A 22,970-nucleotide genomic window follows, 5' to 3' on the forward strand; every position below is an offset into this window, starting at 1 on the left:
GAACATCGTCGGATGGCCACCGAACAGACCCGAAACGCGCCCGAAGCGCAGGGACTGTCGGGGTATCCACGCATCGCGTGGAACAGAGCTTCCCCATTTCGGGAGAAGGGCCTGGGCCTACCGAGACCAAGCCAGCCATTTTCGACAGGGAGAATGTAGGCCGGCTTCAAGATCGGCGTCAATGGAAAGATGAAGCCGCGCCGCGCCCCCGCGCACTAGACTTGGGGCAGAAACGCCTCGATCCGTTCGGCATCGTCGGGTGTCGCCGGGTTGTAGACGACCATGCTCAGATCCGTCCGGCCATCGACCGAGAAGGCCGAATATTCGAATGCGAGCGGGCCGAGGACGGGATGGCGTATGTGCTTGACGGCCTCGCCATGCGTGCCTGCAATGACGTTGTCGCGCCACATGGCGCTGAACTCGGGGCTGGCCCGGCAGAGCTCGGCGACGAAGGGCTCTATCTCGGCCGCCGCGCCCGCGCGGGCGGCATCGACACGGAACGAGCCCAGAGCGAAGCGCGCCACGCTTTCCCAGTCATATTGCGCCGCGCGGGCACGCGGATCGAGGAAGATATAGCGCAGGATATTGCGCTCTTCCGGCGGCAGCGATCCGTAGTCCACCAGCATGATGGTCGCCGCCTTGTTCCAGGCGACGACATCCCAGGTGGCGGTCCTGATGAGGGCGGGGCAGGGGTCGAGGGCATCGAGTACGCGCTGCAGCCGCGGCGTCACGCCGTCATTCTTGCGGTAGCGTGCTTCGGGCGGGCGCCCAAGCCCGAGCAGGAACAGATGTTCCCGCTCCACCTCTGTCAGCATCAAGGCGCGGGCGATCCGGTCGAGCACGTCGGCGGACGGCGCGCCGCCGCGCCCCTGTTCCAGCCATGTGTACCAGGTCGGGCTGATATTGGCGCGCTGCGCCACTTCCTCGCGCCGCAGCCCGGGCGTTCGCCGCCGCTCGGAGGCAAAGCCGAGGACGGCTGGATCGAGCCTGGCGCGTCGGTCCCTCAGATAGGCCCCGAGCGGATTCTCCGTTTCGAGAAGATCGGTCATCCTGTTAGTGCTTTTACTATGATAAGGTCACTACTTTACCAGAATAGCAGATGGGCTCAAACTTGTCTCCAGTGAAATAAGGAGACTGTGCTTATGCGTGTATTCGTTACTGGCGCGACCGGAAATGTCGGCTCGAATGTCGTCAGGGAGTTGATTGCGGCTGGCCATCAGGTGCTCGGCCTTTCCCGTTCCAAGGAGAAGGCCGTGGCGCTCGCCGCCGCCGGCGCCGAGGTTCTTCACGGAACGCTCGAGGATATGGAAATCCTGAAAAGCGGCGCCTCGCAGTCGGACGGCGTCATCCATCTGGCCTTCAATCACGACTTCTCGAGGTTCGCGGCGAATTGCGAAGATGATCGCCGCGTCATCGCAACGCTCGCCTCGGCGCTTGCCGGTTCGGCTCGCCCGCTCGTCATCACCTCGGGAACGGCGATTGCCAATACGGTGCCGGGCGAACCTGCCCGGGAAGACAATCCGACCGTCGGCTCCGACAGGCACCCCCGCGCGGCTTCCGAAGAGGCTGCCACCCTTGCCGGCGAGATCGGCGTCAACGTCTCGGTCGTGCGGCTGCCGCAGGTGCATGATCCGGTCTCGCAGGGGCTGATTACGCCCTTGATCCAGATATATCGGGAAAAGGGCGTCTGCGCCTATGTCGGGGACGGACACAATCGCTGGCCGGCCGCGCATTTTTCCGACGTCGCCCGCCTTTATCGCCTTGTCGTCGAGCGTGCCGAGCCGAACGCGAGATATCACGCCGTCGCCGAGGAGGGTGTCGCGATGCGCGATATCGCCGAGATTATCGGCCGGCGCCTGAACCTGCCCGTCAAATCCGTCGGCGAAGAGGAGGCCGGGCAATATTTCGGCTGGCTTTCCATGTTCGCCGGCCACGACATGCCGGCCTCCAGTGCCCAGACGCGGCAGAAGCTGGGCTGGAACCCCACCGGCCCGACGCTGCTCGCCGATCTTGCCGAGCTGCAGGTTTCCGGGGCGTGATCTTCATTGCAGGATTCCGATCCGCTCGCGGATTCGGAATCAGACGGGCCGCGTAGCCCAAGGCCCGGCCGGGTTTCACTGGCCGGGTTTTTTCGTTTGCGGGAGCCATGAGCGCAGGTTTCCGATCAAGAACGGCAGACAGCCGGTAAGATGCGGGAATTCGGAAAAACAGCGATTGGACAGAAATATATATGGCGGACAGGGAGGGATTCGAACCCTCGGTACGCTTTCACGTACACACGCGTTCCAGGCGTGCGCCTTAAACCACTCGGCCACCTGTCCTTTGGCGTTTCGCACCCGGTCAGGAAGCAAATCGTCGGAACGGCGCGATATATACCGATGAATTTCGCGCAATCAACCCGAATCTGACAGATTTTTGACTTGTCGATGCAAAACTCTGTTTCTCATCCCCATTGCGCTTGTTTCGCGCGCAAATTATCTAAGAAGAAGATGAGGCGGCCTAAGACCGGTCGGCCTGAAAAGGCCGGGCGTAATGTGTATCCGGAGGGGTTTATGCGTTTCCTGCTGCGTTTTGCCAGCCTCGTCGCGCTCGTGGTGGCGGTCATCGCCGGCACCATCGATTCCATTCAATCCGTTGCTGCTTCCGCCGTGGTGCTCACCCCGATGGGCGATGCATGGAACGATGTCAGCCCTTCGTCGCTGGCCAGGCTTCGTTCGGCGATTGCCTATTACGTCCATCCGCAGTTCTACGACATGGTGATGCAATGGCTGTTGTTTCAGCCGGCTTTCGCCGTCTTCCTGGCGGTCTCGCTGCTCCTGTGGATGATCGCCTACAAGCGCCAGCCCGCAGCCGGCCGCTTCAGCGCCTGAGAGGGTTGGAGCGCGCCTTTCGGCCTGTGCCATTTGAGGAATTCGGGGCTGCCGGAGGGTGTCTGGCGACGGGCTTGTTGCCGTGCCGCAAGGGCTGGAGCCAGCGATTGCGAAGCGCCGATCAGCCGCCTCTTTGACCAATAAAATTGCAGTTTTGGGCCGAAATTGTTTAAAAAACGGGTCATTTGGGCGGGTTTTCACCAATTCCCACAAATCTTTACCAACTGAAAAATTTCTCGTGAGTTTTTCGTGCAGCCATGCAAGGATGCGCGCCAGCTTGGCCTCGGGGGAGGTCAGCGGTTCCGCAGACATGCCCGGTCAACGGGCTTGCGGGAGGACCCAACAAGATAGCAACAACAGGGCTGCGACACATGAAAAAATCCCTTCTGACCCTTTTTGCCTTGGCCGCCATGTCGGCAACGGCGCTTGCGGCCGATATCAAGCCGGCAATCGTCTACGGAACCGGTGGCAAGTTCGACAAGTCCTTCAACGAAGCTGCCTATAACGGCGCCGAAAAGTTCAAGAAGGAAACCGGCATCGCCTATCGCGATTTCGAGCCGACAGGCGACACCCAGGGTGAGCAGGCGTTGCGCAACTTCGCCAGCAAGGGCTTCAATCCGGTCATCGCCGTCTCCTTCGCCTGGACCTCCGCTCTCCAGAAGGTTGCCGCCGAATATCCGAAGACCGAATTCGTGCTGATCGACGACAGCCTCGATCTGCCGAACGTCCGCTCGGTCAAGTTCAAGGAAAACGAAGGCTCCTACCTCGCTGGCGTCATGGCGGCCATGGCTTCGAAGACCGGCAAGGTTGGCTTCGTCGGCGGCATGGACATTCCGCTGATCCGCAAGTTCGAGTGTGGTTACGAGCTGGGCGCGCGCGCGACCAATCCGAAGATCGAAGTCTTCCAGAACATGACCGGCACGACCGGCGCTGCCTGGAACGACCCGGTTCGCGGCGGCGAGCTCACCAAGAACCAGATCGACCAGGGCGCGGACGTCGTCTACGCGGCTGCCGGCGCGACCGGCCTCGGCGTGCTGCAGACGGCTGCCGACAACAAGAAGCTGTCGATCGGCGTCGATAGCAATCAGAACTACCTGCATCCCGGTTCCGTTCTGACCTCCGTCGTCAAGCGCGTCGATCTGGCGGTGTACAATGCCTTCAGCGATGCCAAGAACGGCAAGTTTACGCCCGGCACCCAGGAGCTCGGCCTGAAGGAAGACGGCGTCACCGTTGCCATCGACGACAACAACAAGCCGCTCGTCACTCCGGAAATGCAGGCTGCCATCGACAAGGCGCGTGCCGATATCGTTGGCGGAACCATCAAGGTCCACGACTATCTGACCGACAACGCCTGCCCGAAGAGCTGATAATGAAACAAGGGCGTATGACGTGGCAAACCGTCATACGCCCTTTTCTTATCCGGAATCCGGTTTCTGGAGCCCCCTATAGTGAGCCAATCGCCTGCCATCGAGCTCGTGGACATCGACAAGAAGTTCGGTGCTGTCCACGCAAACAAAGATATCAACCTGACCGTCGCCAAGGGCTCGATCCACGGGATCATCGGCGAGAACGGTGCCGGGAAATCGACTCTGATGTCGATTATCTACGGATTCTACCAGGCCGACAGCGGCGAAATCCGCATCAACGGCAACCCTATCGCCATCCGTGACAGCCAGACGGCGATCTCCGCCGGCATCGGCATGGTCCACCAGCATTTCATGCTGGTCGATAATTTCACCGTCCTTGAGAATGTGATGCTGGGCGCCGAAGGCGGCGCGCTGCTCGCCAAGGGCGTCGCCGCCACGCGCGCCGAACTGGGCCGCCTGGAAAAGGATTATGGCCTGGAGGTCGATCCGGACGCGCTGATCGAAGAACTGCCGGTAGGCCAGCAGCAGCGCGTCGAAATCCTCAAGGCGATGTATCGCGGCGCCGAAATCCTCATCCTCGATGAGCCCACCGGCGTTTTGACGCCCGCCGAGGCCGACAATCTGTTTCGCATTCTCCGCGTGCTGCGCGACCAGGGCAAGACGATCATCCTCATCACCCACAAGCTGCGCGAAATCATGGCGATCACCGACACGGTTTCCGTCATGCGCCGCGGCGAGATGGTCGCGACCCGCAAGACGGCGGAAACCACGGTGGAGGAACTGGCCGAGCTGATGGTCGGGCGCCGCGTGCTGCTGCGCGTCGAAAAGGGTGCGTCCAATCCCGGCGAGGTGCTGTTGTCGGTCCGCAACCTCACCGTCAAGGACGGTCGCGGTGTCATCATGGTCGACAATGTCTCCTTCGATGTCCGCGCCGGTGAAATCGTCGGCATTGCCGGCGTTGCCGGAAACGGCCAGTCCGAACTGCTGGAGGCGATCGCCGGCATCCGCAAGCCGGCCTCGGGCGAGATCCTTCTGCATGGCAAGCCGATCGGCAATGCCGATCCGGCCGCCCTGCGCGATCTCGGGCTTGCGCATATTCCGGAAGATCGGCATCACATGGGCCTCGTTCTCAAATTCGAGGAGTATGAGAATTCCATGCTCGGCTATCACCGCGATCCCAAATACGGGCGCGGCGGCATGCTCGATCTGGAAGCCATGCGCAAGGATGCGATCGAGAAGATCGAAAAATACGATATCCGCCCGCCGAATGCGCGGCTGAAGACCGCCAACTTCTCCGGCGGCAACCAGCAGAAGATCGTCGTCGCCCGCGAGATCGAGCGCGATCCGAAGGCTCTGCTGATCGGCCAGCCGACGCGCGGCGTCGATATCGGCGCCATCGAATTCATCCATCGCCGCATCATCGAGATGCGCGACGCCGGCAAGGCGATCCTGCTGGTATCGGTGGAGCTGGATGAGATCCGCGCGCTTTCGGACCGTATCCTTGTCATGTTCGCCGGCCATATCGTCGGTGAAAAGTCGGCTGAGGCCGGTGAACAAACACTCGGCCTGATGATGGCCGGCATTGCCGCATGAGGCGTTTATGAGCACGGCTTCCGTTCCGCTCCCAAATTGGATCAACTACGGTCTGATCCCCATTCTCAACCTGATCGTTGCCTTCCTGATATCGGGCCTTGTGGTCTGGTTCATCGGCGAAAGTCCGCTCGACGCGCTCGTGCTGCTGCTGCAGGGCGCGCTCGGCAGCGGCGAGGGCATCGGCTTCACCCTCTATTACGCGACGAGCTTCATCTTCACCGGGCTTTCGGTCGCCGTCGCCATCCACGCCGGGCTGTTCAATATCGGCTCGGAAGGCCAGGCCTATGTCGGCGGTCTCGGCTGTGCCCTGGTGGCGCTGGCGCTCGACAAATACGTGCCCTGGTACGTGACCATGCCGTTTGCGGTTATCGGCGCGGCGATCTTCGGCGCGCTCTGGGCCCTCATCCCCGCCTGGCTGCAGGCCAAGCGCGGCAGCCACGTCGTCATCACCACCATCATGTTCAACTTCATCGCATCGGCGATGATGAACTTCCTGCTGGTGCATGTGCTGATCGTGCCGGGCAAGATGGCCCCGGAAACCCGTACCTTCCTCGAGGGAGGCCAGCTGCCCAAGCTCGGCTGGTTGATGGATATCTTCGGGTCGACCATCGGTGCCGCCCCCCTCAACGTGTCCTTCCTGATCGCGTTGGTCATGTGCTTCCTCGTCTGGGTGCTCGTCTGGCGCACCAAGCTTGGCTATGAAATGCGCACGCTGGGCTTGAGCCCCTCGGCCGCCGTCTATGCCGGCATTCCCTATGCCCGCACCGTCGTTATCGCCATGCTGATCTCCGGCGGCCTCGCCGGCATGATGTCGCTCAATCCCGTCATGGGCGCCTCCGCGCGCCTGCAGGTGGAGTTCGTGCTCGGCGCGGGCTTTGTCGGCATCGCCGTGTCGCTGATGGGCCGCAACCATCCGCTCGGCATCATCCTGGCGGCGATCCTGTTCGGCATCCTCTATCAGGGCGGCGATGCGCTATCCTTCGACATGCCGAACATCACGCGTGACATGATCGTGGTGATCCAGGGTCTCGTCATCCTGTTCGCAGGTGCGCTCGAGTACATGTTCCGGCCTGCGCTCGCGCGTATCTACCAGCAATTTGTCAGGACGTGAGGAGCGGACGATGGAATATTATGAGCTTCTCATCAGCATATTGGGCTCGACCATCCGCCTGTCGATTCCGCTGATCTTCACCGCGCTTGCGGGCCTGTTCTCCGAGCGCGCCGGCATCTTCGATATCGGTCTTGAAGGCAAGATGCTTGCATCGGCCTTCGCGGCGGCTTGCATAGCCGCAATCAGCGGTTCGCCCTGGGCCGGGCTCGGCGCCGGTATCGTCGTTTCGATCGTCCTTGGCCTGCTGCACGGCTTCGCATCGATCACCAATCGCGGCAACCAGATCGTCTCGGGCGTCGCGATCAACTTCCTGACCGCCGGCCTGACGATCGTTCTCGGTCAGGCATGGTTCGGGCAGGGCGGACGCACGCCGACCTTGCCCGCCACGGCGCGCTTTTCCGCCATCACCCTGCCGGGCGCCGACGCCATTCGCGATGTGCCTTTTATCGGGCCACTCTACGCGAACGTCATCTCCGGCAACAACATCCTGACCTATCTGGCCTTCCTTGCGGTGCCGATTTCGTGGTGGATCCTCTATCGCACCCGTTTCGGCCTGCGGCTGCGCGCCGTCGGTGAAAATCCCGGCGCCGTCGATACGGCCGGCATCTCGGTCGAATGGCTGCGCTACCGGTCGCTGATCGCCGCCGGCATTCTCTGCGGCTTCTCCGGCACCTATCTCGCCATCGCCCAGTCGGCCGCCTTCATCAACAACATGTCGGCGGGCAAGGGCTATATCGCACTGGCCGCGCTGATCTTCGCCAAATGGAAGCCGGTACCGGTCATGTTCACCTGCCTTCTGTTCGGTTTCCTCGATGCCTTCGCCAATTTCATGCAGGGCAAGTCGATCCCAGGCATGGGCGAGGTGCCGGTACAGATTTTCCAGGCGCTGCCCTATATCCTCACCTGCATCCTGCTTGCAGGCTTCATCGGCGTCGCCAAGCCCCCGAAGGCGGGTGGCGTGCCCTATACCAAGGAGCGCTAGTCCATGTCGCATGATCTGTTCGAGGCCGCTCGCGGAGCGATGGCTTTCGCTCATGCCCCCTATTCGAAATTTCCCGTCGGCGCGGCGATCCGCGCCGAGGACGGCAAGATCTATGCCGGCGCCAATATCGAAAACCTGTCCTTCCCGCAGGGCTGGTGCGCCGAGCCGACCGCGATCAGCCACATGATCATGGGCGGCGCCAAGAAGATCGTCGAAATGGCCGTCATTGCCGAGAAGCTGCCGCTCTGCCCGCCCTGCGGCGGGTGCCGGCAGAAGATCGCCGAATTTGCCAGCAAGGAAACGCGGATCTATCTTTGCGACGAAACCGGCGTGAAGAAGACCATGACCATGGACGAGATGCTGCCCTTCAGCTTCGAAACCGAGATACTCGGATGAGCGCGGCCGCCGACATCCTTGCCGAGAAGCTTGGCGATCTGAAACCGCGCTACGGCATCGTTCTCGGCTCCGGCCTCGGCACCCTTGTCGATGCGGTCAAGGACGCTTTGCGCATTCCCTATGCCGATCTGCCGGGCTTCCCGGTCAGCGCCGTGTCCGGCCATGCCGGTACGCTGGTCGCCGGCAAGCTCGGGGATGTTCCTGTCATCATGCTGTCCGGCCGCGTGCATTATTACGAAAAGGGCGACGCCAATGCCATGCGCGCGCCGATCGAGACGCTGAAGGCGCTCGGCGTCGATACGCTGATTCTGACGAACTCGGCCGGATCGTTGCGGGAGGAGATGCCGCCGGGCTCGGTGATGCAGATCACCGACCACATCAACTATTCCGGCATGAACCCGCTGATCGGCGAGGAAAGCGACAAGCGCTTCGTCGGCATGACCAGCGCCTATGACGTCGACTTGATCATGCGGATGCGCAAGGCGGCGGAAAAGGCTGAGATCAAGCTGTCACACGGCGTCTATATGTGGTTTTCCGGACCGAGCTTCGAAACGCCGGCGGAGATCCGCATGGCGCGCATTCTAGGGGCAGATGCTGTCGGCATGTCGACCGTGCCGGAGGTCATTCTGGCCCGTCTTTTCGGCCTGAGGGTTGCCGCCGCCTCCGTCATCACTAACTATGGTGCTGGCATGACCGGTGGCGAACTCTCGCATGACGAGACGAAGGACATGGCTCCGGTCGGCGGCGCACGTCTGGCCGCTATTCTGAAAGAAATGATTGCTGACGAAGGAGATCCACAATGACAGGCCATTCCCTGAGAGAAACGGCAGCTGTTGCGCTTTCCCTTCTCGATTTGACCAACTTGAAGGATGACTGCACGCCTGCGCAGATCGAGGCGCTTTGCGCCCGCGCGCAGTCGCCCTATGGCAATACCGCCGCCATCTGCATCTGGCCGCGCTTCGTCGCCCAGGCGCGCGGCATTCTCGGAACCGATCATGCCGTGAAGATCGCGACCGTGGTGAACTTCCCCGCTGGCGACATGGAGGTGGCGGATGTTGCCGCCGAAGCCCGCGAAGCGATCGCCGACGGTGCCGACGAGATCGATCTGGTCATTCCCTACCGCGCCTTCCTGGCGGGCAACGAACAGGCCGTCACCGATATGGTCGCTGCCGTCAAAGCCGAATGCAAGGGGCCGGTTATCCTGAAGACCATCCTTGAAACCGGCGAGATCAAGGACGCGGCGCTGATCCAGCGCGCCTCTGAACTTGCGATCGATGCCGGTTCCGATTTCATCAAGACCTCCACGGGCAAGGTCGCCGTCAACGCCACGCTCGAGGCCGCAGACATCATGCTGCGGGCAATCCGCGCCAGCGGCCGCAAGGTCGGCTTCAAGCCGGCGGGCGGCATCGGTTCGGTCGCCGACGCGGCGCTCTATCTGAGCCTTGCCGAAACCATCATGGCGCCCGACTGGGCCATGCCCTCGACCTTCCGTTTCGGCGCATCGAGCCTGCTCGACGATATCTTGAACGTGCTGGCCGGCGGCGAGTCCAAAACGGCCTCCTCAGGCTATTAACCCTATGATCCCGCAGGAAATCATCCGGCAGAAGCGGAACGGCGCCGTCCTTTCGGCCGCCGACATCGACAGCTTCATCGGCGCACTCGGACGCGGCGAACTGGCCGAAAGCCAGATCGGCGCCTTTGCCATGGCCATCTGGTTTCGCGGCATGACGCGTGAGGAAACGGTGGCGCTGACGCTGGCCATGGCCCGCTCCGGCGACACGCTGTCCTGGTCCGGCATCGGCAGGCCGATTGCCGACAAGCATTCGACGGGTGGCGTTGGCGACAACGTCTCGCTGATGCTGGCTCCCATCGCAGCCGCCTGCGGCCTCGCCGTGCCGATGATATCGGGTCGCGGTCTCGGCCACACCGGCGGCACGCTCGACAAGCTGGAATCCATTCCCGGCTATGGCATCACCCCGGATGCCGTCCGTTTCCGCAAGGTGGTCGACGAGGTAGGCTGCGCCATCATCGGCCAGACCGGCGCGCTCGCACCCGCCGACGGCAAGCTCTATGCGGTTCGCGACGTCACCGCGACCGTCGATTCCGTGCCGCTGATCACGGCCTCCATCCTGTCGAAGAAGCTGGCGGCGGGGCTGGAAACGCTGGTGCTCGACGTCAAGATCGGCAGCGGTGCCTTCATGACCTCGCAGGAAGAAGCCGAGACGCTGGCGCGCTCGCTGGTGGAGGTCGCAAACGGCGGCGGGGTCAAGACCTCGGCCCTGATCACCGACATGAACCAGCCGCTGGCCGATGCCGCCGGCAATGTGGTCGAGCTTCGCAACTGCCTGGAGTTCCTGAAGGGCAGCAAGGCCGGCACGCGGTTGGAGACGGTCGTCCTCGCCTTTGCGTCTGAAATGCTGGTTCAAGCCGGCGTTGCGCCTGGTATCGTCGAGGCAGAGGGCAGAGCGCGGGCGGCCCTGGCGTCCGGCAAGGCGGCGGAGATCTTCGGCCGCATGGTGCATGGTCTCGGCGGCCCGGTGGACCTGTTCGAAAATCCCGATCGCTATCTGGTCAGCGCGCCGGTGCGGAAGCCGGTTCTCGCCGCTGCCGACGGCTGGCTCGGCGCTTGCGATGCCCGGGGGATCGGCATGAGCGTGATCGATCTCGGCGGTGGCCGCCGCCGTCCTCGGGACAAGATCGATCATCGCGTCGGCTTCAGCGATATCCTGCCGCTCGGCACCAAGGTAAGCAAGGGTGATCGTATCGCAACCGTTCACGCCGCGGACGAGGCGGGCGCGGAGAAGGCTGTTGCCGATCTCGCGGCCAATTATCGCCTCGTCGATACAGCGCCCGCTGCATCACCCGTCATCATCAGCAGGATCTGATGGAAAAGGCCTTGCGGCTGCAATCGGCCCCTCTTGGGGCCTGATTGCCTCATTGCTTCAGCAGCAAAGTGCCGTTCTGGACTCCGAAAGAGTTCAGCTTCTTCATGAAGCTCATGCCGATTAGCGTCGTACTGAGAGCGCTGTCCTTCGCCACCACGGCATCGACATCACGCACGCGTATGTTGCCGATCTCCAGCCGAGCGAGCTTGACGAGAGCAACCTTGGAAGTTCCATTCGCCGTTTGCGTCGTGTAGCGATAATCCAGATCGACGCTGCTGAAACCCAGGCTGCGCGCGGTACTTTCGTTGATCGCGACATAGGTTGCGCCGGTGTCGATCATTCCATGCACCGTGCGGCCGTTTATCGTGAAATCACCTTGATAGTGGCCGCCCGCATCGGCGCGCAGTGAAACGCTGCCGTAGGAAACAGGCGCGTCCACCTTTGGCGGCGCAAGCGCAACCGCTTCCACCGGCATAGGCTTCTCCGCGTGTTCGCCATAGCCATTCACCAGCATCGGCACCTGGGTCGCCGCAGCGGCGATGATTCCGGCAATGACAAGAACGCGAACGAGCATCGACAAGACCCCTCCTGCGGGCCTTGCCATTTGTAAGCCAGGTTTACTGAAATCACGCTAAGGCAATCAATAAAAAGCCCGGCAGTTGAACAACTACCGGGCTGCAAGAAGCGTATAGCTGCGGATTTTACTTCGTGCCGTACATGCGGTCGCCGGCGTCGCCGAGGCCGGGCACGATGTAGCCAAGCTCGTTGAGATGGCTGTCGATCGCCGCGGTGAAGACCGGCACGTCCGGGTGCGCCTTGCGGAAGTTGGCAATGCCCTCCGGAGCCGCGAGCAGGCAAAGGAAGCGGATATTGTGCGCGCCGCGCTCCTTCAGCTTGTCGATGGCGGCAATCGAGGAGTTGCCGGTTGCCAGCATCGGATCGACGACGATGATGAGGCGTTCGGAAATATCCTCCGGCGCCTTGAAGTAATATTCGACCGGCTGCAGCGTTTCGTGGTCGCGGTAGACGCCGATATGCGAGACGCGAGCCGAGGGCACGAGGTCGAGCATGCCTTCGAGCAGGCCGTTGCCGGCCCGCAGGATCGAGGCGAAGACCAGCTTCTTGCCCTCGAGGATCGGCGCGTCCATCGGCTGCAGCGGCGTCTCGATGGTCTGGATCGTCAGTTCCAGGTCGCGCGTGACTTCGTAACAGAGCAGCGTCGAAATCTCGCGCAGCAACCGGCGGAAGCTTCCCGTCGACGTGTCCTTCTTGCGCATGATTGTGAGCTTGTGTTGCACAAGCGGGTGATCGATGACAGTGACGCCGTCCATGGTTTCAGCCTTCCAGTAATTCCGCGATATGAGATGTTTCTTTCACGGAAATCGCCTCTGGTGCAAGAAAATAGGCCGCTTTTCGAGATTTCATCCCCAACAGCGGCCCAAATCCTGCTTTTACAACTTAGCCAGCAATGCCGCCCGCGTTGCCTCGTCCACGAAGGCAGCTTCGATCGCCGTGCGCGTCATGGCATCGATCTCGTTGTCGCTGAAGCCGAAGGCGGATGACGCCAGTTCATACTCACGCTTCAGCGATGTGTGGAAGAACGGCGGGTCGTCGGAATTGATCGTGACCTTCACGCCGGCATCGCGCAGCTTGCGCAGCGGGTGCGACTGGAAGTCCGGGAAGACCTTGAGTGCGATGTTGGAGCCGGGGCAGACCTCCAGCACCGTACCGAGATCGGCAAGGCGCTTGACGAGATCCATGTCCTCGATGGCGCGCACGCCATGGCCGATACGATCAGGGCGCACCAGCTCGACGGCGTCGGCGACGGAAAAGGCGCCGCACACCTCACCGGCATGGATGGTGATGCCGAGGCCCGCCTCGCGGGCGATGTCGAAAGCGCGGGCGTAGTCGGCGACGCGGCCCATGCGCTCTTCTCCGGCCATGTTGAAGCCTGTTATCAGCGGGTTGTCGCTTTTGGCGGCATATTCGGCCGCCTTCACCACGCGGTCCGGGCCAAAATGGCGCTCGCCTGTCACGATCAGCCGCGCCTCGATGCCGGTCTTTGCCTTTGCGGCACGGATGCCGGCCGAAACACCAGCCATATAGGCATCGGCGCCGAGGCCGATACGGTCGCCATGGTCGGGCGAGACGATGAGTTCGCTATAGATCGTGCCGATGCCGGCAAGCTCCTCGAGATAGGTTTCCGTCAGCAGCGCATAGTCTTCCTCGGTACGGTAGACCTCGGAAACCTTGTCGTAACAGACGAGGAACTCGGCAAAATCCTTCCAGAGATAGATGCCATCCTTGAGGAAGGCGCTGGTATCGACGCCATATTTCTCCGCCTGCGCCAGCGTCAGCGCCGGCGGTGCCGCGCCCTCCAGATGGCAGTGCAGCTCCACTTTCTTCAGATGCGATGTCAAAGGAAACTCCTCCCGTGCGGCCCCGCCGCAATACCCAGATGTCGTGCGACCGTCTCGCCGATATCGGCATAGGTCTGGCGGATGCCGATGGAGCGCGAGCGGATGCCCGGTCCGTAAGCCATGACCGGCACGCGCTCGCGCGTGTGGTCGGTGCCGCGCCAGGTCGGATCGCAGCCGTGATCGGCCGTCAGAATGACGAGATCACCCGCCTTCAGCTTCTTGTGCACCTCCGGCAGGCGCGCATCGAAGGCCTCGAGCGCGGCGGCATAGCCCGGCACGTCGCGGCGGTGGCCATAGACCATGTCGAAATCGACGAAATTGGTGAAGACCAGATCGCCGTCGGCGGCCTCGTCCATCGCCGCCAGCGTCGCATCCATCAGCGCCATGTTGCCATTGGCCTTGATGACTTTGGAAATGCCCTGATGGGCGAAGATATCGCCGATCTTGCCGACGGCATGCACGGTGCGCTCCGCCTTGACCAGACGGTCAAGCAGCGTCGGCTCCGGCGGCAGCACCGAGAAATCGCGACGGTTGCCGGTTCGCTCGAATGTCGCCGCGCTCTCGCCGACGAACGGGCGGGCGATGACGCGGCCGATATTGTAGGGGTCGAGCAGGGTGCGCACGGTCTTACAGAGGGCAATCAGCCGATCGAGGCCGAAATGCCGCTCGTGCGCCGCGATCTGGAAGACGGAATCCGACGACGTGTAGCAGATCGGCTTGCCGCTGCGGATGTGTTCTTCGCCCAGCCTGGTAATGATATCCGTACCCGACGCGTGACAGTTGCCGAGGATGCCGGGCAGGTCGGCCGCCTCGCAGATGGCTTTTACCAGCTCCGGCGGAAAGGCGTCGCCCTCGGCCGGAAAGTAACCCCAGTCGAACATAACGGGCGTTCCGGCGATCTCCCAATGGCCGGACGGCGTGTCCTTGCCGCGCGAGACTTCGCTGGCGCAGCCATAAAGGCCATACAGCTTTTCCGGCAGCGGCATGCCGGCGGGATAGTTGCCCGTCGCCGCCTTGGCGATCTCCAGCAGGCCGAGGCCGGCCATGTTCGGCAGCGCCAACGGTCCTTGCCGCAGGCCTTGGCGGTCGGCAGCGCCGGCCGCGCAGAATTCGGCGATATGGCCGAGCGTATCCGCGCCTTCATCGCCATAGCTTGCCGCATCCGGGCCGCCGCCGACGCCGAAGGAATCCAGAACAAAGAGAAAGGCGCGCGCCATACATCACCCGATCAAGAATGTCGTCATTCCGGGAAGGTCCCCCGGAATATAGGACGTCACCCATATAACGGAGGCATCGACTTGGCAATTTTCCGTTTTGGAATGGCCCGCCTGAGGACCGTCTCGACGCCGCAGGCCTTAGCAGTCGCTGCAGCTGATCGAATTGCCGACGCGCTGGCGATAATAATATTGCCGGCTGATGGTGATCTGGTTGGTGCCGCTCGGAAGGAAATTGGAGCCGAAGGTCAGAAGCTGATAGGGAAGGGCGAGCTCGCTGCGAACCAGGAAAGTGCTTGCCTGGTTCATATTGGCCGGCACGGTGACGGGGCTGCCGGCGCTATAAGGCTTGCTCCCGTCCTGTGCCCAGGACCAGGCCACGGTGGCCTTGCCCGTGCCGTCGATCGCAATACCGGTGATCTTCAGCGTCAGGCCGGTCGTGCTGTAGGGCGCGAAGATGGCGCCCGCCACGGAGGGCATGGTCGCCAGCACGGATTTGGTGACGCTCGACTGCTGCGAGACGATGTCCGCGATCGATCCCGCGGAGCGGCTGGCGCGCTTCGAAACGTTGAGGCCGACGGTAAGCTCGAAGGCACCGAGATAGAGCATCAGCAGCACGGGAAAAAGAATGGCGAATTCGATCGCGCCGACGCCGCGTTTATCTCCGGCAAAGCGCCGCAGGATGCCGACGGGCGTATTCTCTTTAGCAACCATGGTCACCGGCCCGCTCACGGATAGTTCTCGTTTTGGAAGGCTGCTGTCGCAACGATGAGATAGACTGACGCCGAGCCGTCGGACGGGCGTACGTTCGTAAGGTAGGGGCGCAGCAGGTCGGTGATGATTTGCCAGCGATAGTAGGCCCGGACCATGTTCAGAGACTTGGACCCGCCGGGCGTGAACGTGAACCCTGTGGTATCCAGATCGGAATAGGGATCGGTGGACGACTTTCTCGGGATCGTCGTCGGCATGGACGCAAAGCTCGTATAGGTCTTCACATCGAGATAAAGGTTCGCGGGTGTCTGCACTTCTGACGCGGAGCAAGTAATGAGCACGGAAATCTCATTGCAGAATGCCTGCCGGAACTGCTGTGTGGTAGTATACGACGTCTTGTTGGGGTCGACGGTAATCTGCCCCGTTCTGATCTGACGCGACAAGGTGTCGACGGCATTGGAAACGATCTGCTCGGCTGTGAAGGCGACGAAGGTCTCGATGATCGCAAAGACGATCAGGAAATAGGGAATCGCCAGCAAGGCAAATTCAATCGCTGCCGCGCCATCCCGAGAGCGGACGAAGCCGCGCAATCCGCCGCGGGCATGTCGCCGCGCTGGGCTTGTATTGGCGAGAGGGTCGTCATCTGGCGTCATGGGGAATCCGCGGCGATTTACACGCGGACGACACTAGAATTGCTTTGTTGATAATCCGTTTCTCTTCTCTATTCATATTTAGAGGAAACAGGGATTATTGATCGCCGCGCAAGTATCAAGGAATTACTTTAGAATATTTGCGCTAGCGAATGTAACTATTGTCCGGCTGCCGGGGTGGCCGCCGCATTGTTCTGCTGTGCATGCTGCTCGCAATTGGGCGTGCACGACAACACGGCCCGGTCCGTCTGGCGATAGACGCGCACCGTATTGCCTTCGTCGATCGACACCAGGATCTGCTCATCCACGATGGCATTGCCGTCGGCATCGAGCAGAATGATGTTCGTCGTGCCGAAGGCGCGGCCGGTCAGCACGATGGTCTTCGGATCGGCGACCGTGGCGTCGGCAACCTGCGCATTGCCGACGATGACCTTGCTGACGGGGCGATCGAGCTTCAGTACGCGCGCGTGATCCATATACACGCGCAGCATGCTTTCTCCGGCAGCGTGGGAAAGCTGTGGTATCGCGCCGGCCAAGGCGACGATACCGGCTAGGAATGCTGTTCTGCCGCCGATTGGCATGGCTTGGCCTCGCAAAGCATATGGCGAAAAGTGTTGTCGTATAGAATGAGAAGAAATGGTGAATGAACGATTAAGAAGGCCAGCTGTCGTGCGACTATGGTGCAAATGTCCCATATGCGGGCCATGCGGTCGCTGCTTCTTTCAAAACATGAGTTACTTTGAGACGAATCGTATATCGCACTAATATTCATGCATCTAATAATTTCTATTTGGCTGAAGAATTTCTTTAAAAATGCATCGAAGGACATAAGATTCGCATTAACTATTCTATTTTGGCTTTCGTATTTACTGTACGTTAACCTAGTTCTTTAAAGCGATGGAAACGGCAGATGGATACCGTGCAACTCATCCGATCAACGGCAACAGTTGACGGACGTGCTGTCAACAAAGTGGAGTTAAACTCATGTCCAAGCTTATTTCGCGCTTCCTGAACGATGAATCGGGTGCGACTGCTATCGAATACGGCCTGATTGCTGCCCTGATCTCGGTTGCCATCATTGCTGGCGCCACCACCCTGGGCAACACGCTCAGCACCACGTTCAACGGCATTTCGACCAAGATGAATGCGGCCTCGGTCGCGCATTAATACTTCAAGCTATTGAATCGGTACGTTTAGCCCGGAAACCGCAAAGCGATGGAAAAGGCAAATGGATACCGAGTAACTCATCCGTTCAACGGCAACAGTTGACGGGCTTGATGTCAACAAGGTGGAGTTAAACTCATGTCCAAGCTTTTTTCTCGCTTCCTGAAGGATGAATCGGGTGCGACCGCTATCGAATACGGCCTGATTGCCGCTCTGATCTCGGTTGCCATCATTGCCGGTGCAACGACGCTGGGCAACACGCTCAGCACCACGTTTAACGGCATTTCGGACAAGATGAATACGGCCTCGGTCGCACATTAAGCGATCGAGACGTGAACCGGTATGTTTAGCCCGAAAACCGCCCAGTAAAATGGGCGGTTTTAGTTTCCACTACATGGGTTTGGAGCAGTGTCATGCTTGAAGTTGCGGTCTTGCTTATCTTTCCGCTTTGCATGTCGATTGCGGCCATTTCCGATCTATTGACCATGACGATACCCAATCGGGTATCGATCGCACTGGCGGTAGCCTTCGTCGTATTGGCGCCGCTCTGCGGGTTGCCGTTGTCGGAGCTCGGTATGCACTTTGCCGGCGCCGGGATTGTCTTCTGTGCCTGCTTCGCTCTTTTTGCGCTCAATGTCATGGGAGGCGGCGACGCCAAGCTGCTTGCCGCCGCTGCATTGTGGTTCGGCCTTGATCCCTCTCTTTTGTCGTTCGCCGTCTACGTCGCCCTCATCGGCGGCCTCATAACGGTCGTCATCGTGCTGTTGCGGTCTCAGTCGCACATCATCATGGCTATCGGCCTTCCCCTGCCGAATTCATTGCTGCATGCCAAGAAGATCCCTTATGGCATCGCCATCGCCACGGGCGGAATTCTCGCCTTTCCGGCATCGCCGCTGGTCATCGCGGCGACAAAAGGGATGCTTTAGGCCCCAATTCGCGAGTACAACTCGCTCTTCATGTGACGCGTCTCTAATTTGCGCCAAGTAATCATGGTTAAGTAACAATAAATGTAACGTACCATTAACCATAATTACACCAATTGCCGGTCATTCTACGGGGCGAAGAATCCTGTTCCCCAAGGAATGACCATGAAACCCGCTCGCTTAATGATACTCGCAGTGGCAGCCGTCGCCGCCGGCATGGCCGGCTTGCTGGCGGTGCGCCTGGCCGGTTCACGCGATATCGTGCCGCAGCAGATTGCGGCGGTGGTGGAAAAGGAAGCCACGGTCAATGTGCTTGTTTCAAGCGCCAATCTGCCCGTCGGCTCGCGGCTGGACGAGAAATCGATTCATTGGATGGGTTGGCCGGAAAGCGGCATCGTCAAGGGCTTCATCACCCAGGCCGATCGACCCGACGCTTTGAAGGATCTGACCGGCGCGGTCGTTCGCCTGCCGATATTCGAGGGCGAGCCGATCCGCGAGGAGAAGGTCGCCGATTCAAACAGCCGCATCCTGTCCTCGCTGCTGCCGGCAGGCAAGCGGGCGGTTGCCACCGAGATTTCCGTCTCCACGGGCGCCGGCGGCTTCATCCTTCCGAATGATCGCGTCGATGTGATCATGGTTCGCAAGGGCTCGCAGCAGCAGCTCGTGACCGAAACCGTCCTCAGCAATGTCCGCGTGTTGGCCGTCGATCAGCAGATCGAGGAAAAGCAGGATGGAAGCAAGGCCGTGGTCGGCGCGACAGCCACGCTGGAGCTGACGCCGGACCAGACGAAAGTCCTGGCCGTCGCGCATCAGATGGCCGACCGCCTGACCCTGGCATTGCGCTCCGTCGCCGACGCACAGCAGCCCGATACGACCGCGGCGGACTACCTGCTGGCCGGAGACAATGGCGGCGGGCTCGTCCAGGTCATCAAGTCGGGAGCGATCGTGACCGACGGTCCGACCGGGCCGAAACCACAATGAGTAGGGGCAAAAACATGTTCAAGACAAGCAGGAAAGCCAGCCTTCCTCTCGCTGCGGCTCTCTCTTTCTCGGTTGCCTTCGCCGGTCTGCCCTTGGCCGGCCTGCCGGCCTTTCTTCACATGCCATCTGCGTTTGCGGGCGGCTCCGACAGCATCGTCACCATCGCCGGTCTCGGCAGCAAGCGCACGTTGAAGCTTGGCCTCAACAAGGCGCTGGTGGTGGATTTGCCGGCCGACGCACACGATATTCTCGTTTCCGACCCTAAAATGGCGGATGCGGTGACGCGGACTTCGCGCCGCATCTATCTTTTCGGCAAGACGGTCGGCCAGACCAACATCTTCGTCTTCGGTGCCGACGGCAAGGAAATCGTCAGTCTCGACCTCCAGATCGAGCGTGATATCGCCGGCCTTCAGGACAACATCAAGCGCTTCATCCCCGACTCCGACATCAACGTCGAGATCATTTCCGACAACATCGTTCTCACCGGCATGGTGCGCACGCCGCAGGATTCGATCCGCGCGCAGCAGCTCGCCGAAGCCTTCCTGAAGGGCGGCGAGGCCACGACCCGCACGGAGACCGCTTCCGGAAGCGGCGGCACCGACTCCGTCGCCCTCTTTGCCGAAGGACGGCAGACCTCGCAGATCGTCAACATGCTGCAGATCGAAGGCGAGGATCAGGTAACGCTGAAGGTCACGGTCGCTGAAATCAAGCGCAGTGTCCTGAAGCAGATCGGGTTCGACAATCTGGTCAGCAATTCCTCCGGTCTCGGTGTCGCCCAGCTCGGCAACATAGGAAATACCGGAACGATAAACTCTCTCGGCGTCAACGGCGATCCCACCAATGCCACCGGTGCGGGCGGTCTCTCGACGCTCTTCAAATATGCCCTCGGCAAGTACAATATCAGCACCTACCTGAACGCACTGGAACAGGCCGGCGCCGTCCGCACATTGGCCGAGCCGACCCTGACGGCGATTTCCGGGCAGGCCGCGACGTTCAACTCCGGCGGCCAGACGCTTTATTCCACCACCGACAAGGACGGCAACACGACGATCACGCCCTATACCTATGGTATCTCGCTGGCATTTACGCCTGTGGTCCTTGCCGGCGGCCGTATCAGCCTGCATGTGCAGACCCAGGTCTCCGAGCCGGTCGCATCGTCATCGGTCCCGACTTACAACAACCGCGCCGCCAACACTTCGGTCGAACTGCCGTCCGGCGGGTCGATCGCCCTTGCCGGCCTTCTCAGCGACAATGTGCAACAGTCCACGTCAGGCACGCCGGGCGCATCGAAAATCCCGATCCTGGGTGCATTGTTCCGTCAAAAGAGCTTCCAGCGGGATGAAAGCGAGCTGGTGATCATCGCGACGCCTTACCTCGTGCGCCCGGTGGCACGCGACAAGCTGGCTCGCCCGGACGACAATTTTTCGCCGACGAACGATGCCGGCATCTTCTTCATGAACCGTGTCAACAAGATCTACGGCCGCAGGGATGGTCCGCCGGTCGCCGACGCCGATTTCCACGGCACCGTCGGCTTCATCTACAAATGAGGGGGAAACGGATCATGAAGCGCGCCTTTTCAACGGGATCAACCAGAGATCAAAAGATGGCAAGCCTCGAACGCAATGCGCCCCGCACCGTGCGGCCTCGTTTCCCGCGGCTGGCGCTGATCCTGCCGGCCCTGGTGCTGGCGGGCGCCGTTACCGGCTGTGCCGGCTCTCCGGACGGCATGACGACGAGCGCCATCAGGGACGACTACCGTCAGCGGCATCCGATCGTGCTGACGGAGAAGGAGCACAATATCGACATACCGGTCGCCGCGAGCGACCGTCATCTGACGACGGGTATGCGCGATGTCATTCGCGGCTTCGTGCAGGATTATCGCGCGCATGCCAGCGGCACTGTCGAAATTCTGTCGCCGCGCGAATCGGTAAACACTCCGGCGGCATCGGCGTTGAGCCAGCAGATCCGCCGGGAACTGGTCGCAAACGGCGTTCCGTCCGGGCGCGTCGTCACCAGCTATTATGCGGCCGGCGGTCCCGGCGATGCCGCACCGATCCGCCTGCGCTTCACGGCGACCACGGCAGCCACCAACAGCTGCGGCCAATGGCCCGACGACCTTGCCGACAACGCTTTCGACAACCAGAATTATTACAATTTCGGCTGCGCGACCCAGCAGAATCTGGCGGCGCAGGTCGCCAATCCGACGGATCTGGTCTCGCCGCGCGCGATGACGCCGATCGACGCCGATCAGCGCAGCAAGGTTATCGACAGCTATCGCAACGGCTCGTCCCCGGTCAGCTCGGCAACGGTCGGCGGCTTCGGCAGCGGAAATTGAGAACGAGGGGCCGGCGGAACCGGATGAGATCATGAACGCCATCGAATACGATATTGGTTCGTCTGCCGAGGAGACCGAGGAAGGTTCGCGCTCTGGCAATCTTGAAAATCTGCGGCCGCTGCCGCGTATTTCCGTGCACGCCTTCTGCGAAAGCGAACAGCTGCAGCGGGTGATGGACCAGTGTGCCAATGATCGCCGCATGTCGAAGGTCAGCCTGCGGATCACCAGCGGCGGCGTTGCGGCGGCGGCGAACATGTTCGCCTCGGCGCCGACGCCGAATCTGATCATCCTCGAGACGCGCGCCAATCCGCGCAACGTGCTGACCGAACTCGAGCCGCTCGCCGCCGTCTGCGATCCGAGCACCAAGGTCATCATCGTCGGCTATCACAACGATATCGGCCTGTATCGCGAGCTCATCCGCAACGGCATCTCCGAATACATCGTGCAGCCGACCGATATGGTCGATCTGATGACGGCGATGACGGCGATCTTCATCGATCCGGATGCCGAGCCGCTCGGCCGCAGCATTGCCTTCATCGGCGCCAAGGGGGGAGTGGGTGCATCCACCATTGCCCACAATTGCGCCTTCGGAATTTCGAGCCTTTTCTCCACCGAAACCATCCTTGCCGATCTCGACCTGCCTTACGGTACGGCGAATATCGACTTCGATCAGGATCCCGCCCAAGGGATCGCCGAAGCCGTCTATTCGCCGGAGCGTCTGGATGAAGTCTTTCTCGATCGATTGCTGACCAAATGCTCGCAGCATCTCTCGCTGCTGGCGGCGCCTTCCATGCTGGATCGCGCCTATGATTTTGAAGGGCAGGCTTTCCTGCCGGTGCTCGACGTTCTTCAGCGCAGCGCCCCGGTGGCCGTCCTCGACGTCCCCCATGTCTGGACGGAATGGACGCGCTCGGTGCTTGCCGCCGTCGACGAAGTCGTCATTTGCGCGGCACCGGATCTCGCCAACCTGCGCAATGCCAAGAACCTGATCGACGCTCTGCGCAAGCTGCGGCCCAATGACAAGGCGCCGCATCTCATCCTCAATCAGGTCGGCATGCCGAAGCGTCCGGAGATCAATCCTTCGGAATTCTGCGCGCCGCTGGAAACGGACCCGATCGCCATCATTCCCTTCGACATCAACCTGTTCGGCAATGCGGCGAACAGCGGGCAGATGATTTCGGAGACGGATCCGAAGTCGCCGATTGCAGAGACCTTTTCGCAGATATCGCACATCGTCACCGGACGCGTCGCTTTGAAGAAGGCGAGAAAGGGCGGTCTGCTCGGCCTCCTGAAGCGGAAATAGTCGTTTGATTTTGCGTGAACTTCGCAAAGGCGAACCCTTCGTGAAAATCATGCAGCAGCAGTAGA

The 22,970-nt window shown here is 61.1% G+C and carries 25 protein-coding genes and 1 tRNA gene; 17 read left to right on the forward strand and 9 right to left on the reverse strand.

Annotated features, from left to right (window positions below; translation table 11 throughout):
* Positions 1-215: 215 nt before the first annotated feature.
* Positions 216-1,049 (reverse strand): helix-turn-helix transcriptional regulator, encoded by an 834-nt coding sequence (locus ACQZ6J_RS06800; protein WP_163985079.1) that lies wholly within the window; start codon positions 1,047-1,049, stop codon positions 216-218.
* 93 nt (positions 1,050-1,142) lie between these two features.
* On the opposite strand from ACQZ6J_RS06800, the gene ACQZ6J_RS06805 reads away from it, so the two are divergent.
* Positions 1,143-2,039 carry an SDR family oxidoreductase gene (locus tag ACQZ6J_RS06805; RefSeq protein ID WP_449082928.1) on the forward strand — a complete coding sequence of 299 codons (897 nt, stop codon included), beginning with the start codon at positions 1,143-1,145 and terminating at the stop codon, positions 2,037-2,039.
* 192 nt (positions 2,040-2,231) lie between these two features.
* Here ACQZ6J_RS06805 and ACQZ6J_RS06810 read toward each other — a convergent pair.
* Positions 2,232-2,321: transfer RNA gene (locus ACQZ6J_RS06810), tRNA-Ser, on the reverse strand.
* A 231-nt stretch (positions 2,322-2,552) separates the two neighbouring features.
* Between ACQZ6J_RS06810 and ACQZ6J_RS06815 the strand changes: the two genes are divergently transcribed.
* From ACQZ6J_RS06815 to deoA, 9 genes are all read left to right on the forward strand, one after another.
* On the forward strand, positions 2,553-2,870 hold the full coding sequence (locus tag ACQZ6J_RS06815; RefSeq protein WP_163985077.1) for a hypothetical protein: 318 nt from the start codon (positions 2,553-2,555) through the stop codon (positions 2,868-2,870).
* Between the two features lie 371 nt (positions 2,871-3,241).
* A complete protein-coding gene (locus ACQZ6J_RS06820) occupies positions 3,242-4,237 on the forward strand; it encodes a BMP family lipoprotein (RefSeq protein ID WP_163985076.1) in 996 nt (331 codons plus the stop codon).
* 81 nt (positions 4,238-4,318) lie between these two features.
* A complete protein-coding gene (locus tag ACQZ6J_RS06825) occupies positions 4,319-5,830 on the forward strand; it encodes an ABC transporter ATP-binding protein (protein ID WP_449082931.1) in 1,512 nt (503 codons plus the stop codon).
* A 7-nt stretch (positions 5,831-5,837) separates the two neighbouring features.
* Positions 5,838-6,941: an ABC transporter permease gene (locus ACQZ6J_RS06830; protein ID WP_163985074.1), complete on the forward strand. Its 1,104-nt coding sequence runs from the start codon at positions 5,838-5,840 to the stop codon at positions 6,939-6,941.
* Between the two features lie 10 nt (positions 6,942-6,951).
* Positions 6,952-7,923: an ABC transporter permease gene (locus ACQZ6J_RS06835; RefSeq protein WP_163985073.1), complete on the forward strand. Its 972-nt coding sequence runs from the start codon at positions 6,952-6,954 to the stop codon at positions 7,921-7,923.
* Between the two features lie 3 nt (positions 7,924-7,926).
* A complete protein-coding gene (locus tag ACQZ6J_RS06840; protein ID WP_028754402.1) occupies positions 7,927-8,319 on the forward strand; it encodes a cytidine deaminase in 393 nt (130 codons plus the stop codon).
* Entirely contained in the window at positions 8,316-9,122 is an 807-nt protein-coding gene (locus ACQZ6J_RS06845; protein WP_449082934.1) for a purine-nucleoside phosphorylase, read from the forward strand. Before ACQZ6J_RS06840 ends, ACQZ6J_RS06845 begins: the two co-directional genes overlap by 4 nt.
* Entirely contained in the window at positions 9,119-9,892 is a 774-nt protein-coding gene (gene deoC, locus ACQZ6J_RS06850; protein ID WP_449082936.1) for a deoxyribose-phosphate aldolase, read from the forward strand. Before ACQZ6J_RS06845 ends, deoC begins: the two co-directional genes overlap by 4 nt.
* A 4-nt stretch (positions 9,893-9,896) precedes the next feature.
* Complete coding sequence (deoA, locus tag ACQZ6J_RS06855) at positions 9,897-11,204, forward strand: thymidine phosphorylase (protein WP_449082938.1); 1,308 nt, start codon at positions 9,897-9,899, stop codon at positions 11,202-11,204.
* Between the two features lie 49 nt (positions 11,205-11,253).
* Here deoA and ACQZ6J_RS06860 read toward each other — a convergent pair whose 3' ends face one another.
* From ACQZ6J_RS06860 to ACQZ6J_RS06890, 7 genes are all read right to left on the reverse strand, one after another.
* Positions 11,254-11,778 (reverse strand): TIGR02281 family clan AA aspartic protease, encoded by a 525-nt coding sequence (locus ACQZ6J_RS06860; protein WP_449084147.1) that lies wholly within the window; start codon positions 11,776-11,778, stop codon positions 11,254-11,256.
* A 127-nt stretch (positions 11,779-11,905) separates the two neighbouring features.
* Complete coding sequence (upp, locus tag ACQZ6J_RS06865) at positions 11,906-12,535, reverse strand: uracil phosphoribosyltransferase (RefSeq protein ID WP_112801400.1); 630 nt, start codon at positions 12,533-12,535, stop codon at positions 11,906-11,908.
* 120 nt (positions 12,536-12,655) lie between these two features.
* Positions 12,656-13,624 carry an adenosine deaminase gene (locus tag ACQZ6J_RS06870; protein ID WP_449082940.1) on the reverse strand — a complete coding sequence of 323 codons (969 nt, stop codon included), beginning with the start codon at positions 13,622-13,624 and terminating at the stop codon, positions 12,656-12,658.
* Positions 13,621-14,841: a phosphopentomutase gene (locus tag ACQZ6J_RS06875; protein WP_449082942.1), complete on the reverse strand. Its 1,221-nt coding sequence runs from the start codon at positions 14,839-14,841 to the stop codon at positions 13,621-13,623. Before ACQZ6J_RS06875 ends, ACQZ6J_RS06870 begins: the two co-directional genes overlap by 4 nt.
* A 138-nt stretch (positions 14,842-14,979) precedes the next feature.
* Complete coding sequence (locus ACQZ6J_RS06880) at positions 14,980-15,552, reverse strand: TadE/TadG family type IV pilus assembly protein (RefSeq protein WP_449084148.1); 573 nt, start codon at positions 15,550-15,552, stop codon at positions 14,980-14,982.
* A gap of 14 nt (positions 15,553-15,566) precedes the next feature.
* Positions 15,567-16,202, reverse strand: a complete 636-nt coding sequence (locus tag ACQZ6J_RS06885; RefSeq protein ID WP_449082944.1) for a TadE/TadG family type IV pilus assembly protein — start codon at positions 16,200-16,202, stop codon at positions 15,567-15,569.
* A 155-nt stretch (positions 16,203-16,357) separates the two neighbouring features.
* Positions 16,358-16,780 carry a pilus assembly protein N-terminal domain-containing protein gene (locus ACQZ6J_RS06890; protein ID WP_449082946.1) on the reverse strand — a complete coding sequence of 141 codons (423 nt, stop codon included), beginning with the start codon at positions 16,778-16,780 and terminating at the stop codon, positions 16,358-16,360.
* A 403-nt stretch (positions 16,781-17,183) separates the two neighbouring features.
* On the opposite strand from ACQZ6J_RS06890, the gene ACQZ6J_RS06895 reads away from it, so the two are divergent.
* From ACQZ6J_RS06895 to ACQZ6J_RS06925, 7 genes are all read left to right on the forward strand, one after another.
* Positions 17,184-17,366 carry a Flp family type IVb pilin gene (locus ACQZ6J_RS06895; protein ID WP_449082948.1) on the forward strand — a complete coding sequence of 61 codons (183 nt, stop codon included), beginning with the start codon at positions 17,184-17,186 and terminating at the stop codon, positions 17,364-17,366.
* A 135-nt stretch (positions 17,367-17,501) separates the two neighbouring features.
* On the forward strand, positions 17,502-17,684 hold the full coding sequence (locus ACQZ6J_RS06900) for a Flp family type IVb pilin (protein WP_449082950.1): 183 nt from the start codon (positions 17,502-17,504) through the stop codon (positions 17,682-17,684).
* Positions 17,685-17,776: 92 nt separating this feature from the next.
* Positions 17,777-18,289, forward strand: coding sequence for an A24 family peptidase (locus ACQZ6J_RS06905; protein ID WP_449082952.1), 513 nt, complete (start codon positions 17,777-17,779; stop codon positions 18,287-18,289).
* 162 nt (positions 18,290-18,451) lie between these two features.
* A complete protein-coding gene (gene cpaB, locus ACQZ6J_RS06910) occupies positions 18,452-19,267 on the forward strand; it encodes a Flp pilus assembly protein CpaB (RefSeq protein WP_163985062.1) in 816 nt (271 codons plus the stop codon).
* 14 nt (positions 19,268-19,281) lie between these two features.
* A complete protein-coding gene (locus ACQZ6J_RS06915; RefSeq protein ID WP_163985061.1) occupies positions 19,282-20,814 on the forward strand; it encodes a type II and III secretion system protein family protein in 1,533 nt (510 codons plus the stop codon).
* Between the two features lie 56 nt (positions 20,815-20,870).
* On the forward strand, positions 20,871-21,602 hold the full coding sequence (locus ACQZ6J_RS06920) for a CpaD family pilus assembly protein (RefSeq protein ID WP_449082955.1): 732 nt from the start codon (positions 20,871-20,873) through the stop codon (positions 21,600-21,602).
* Between the two features lie 31 nt (positions 21,603-21,633).
* Entirely contained in the window at positions 21,634-22,905 is a 1,272-nt protein-coding gene (locus ACQZ6J_RS06925; RefSeq protein WP_163985059.1) for an AAA family ATPase, read from the forward strand.
* Positions 22,906-22,970: the final 65 nt, after the last annotated feature.

This window comes from Rhizobium sp. A37_96, from assembly GCF_053521765.1.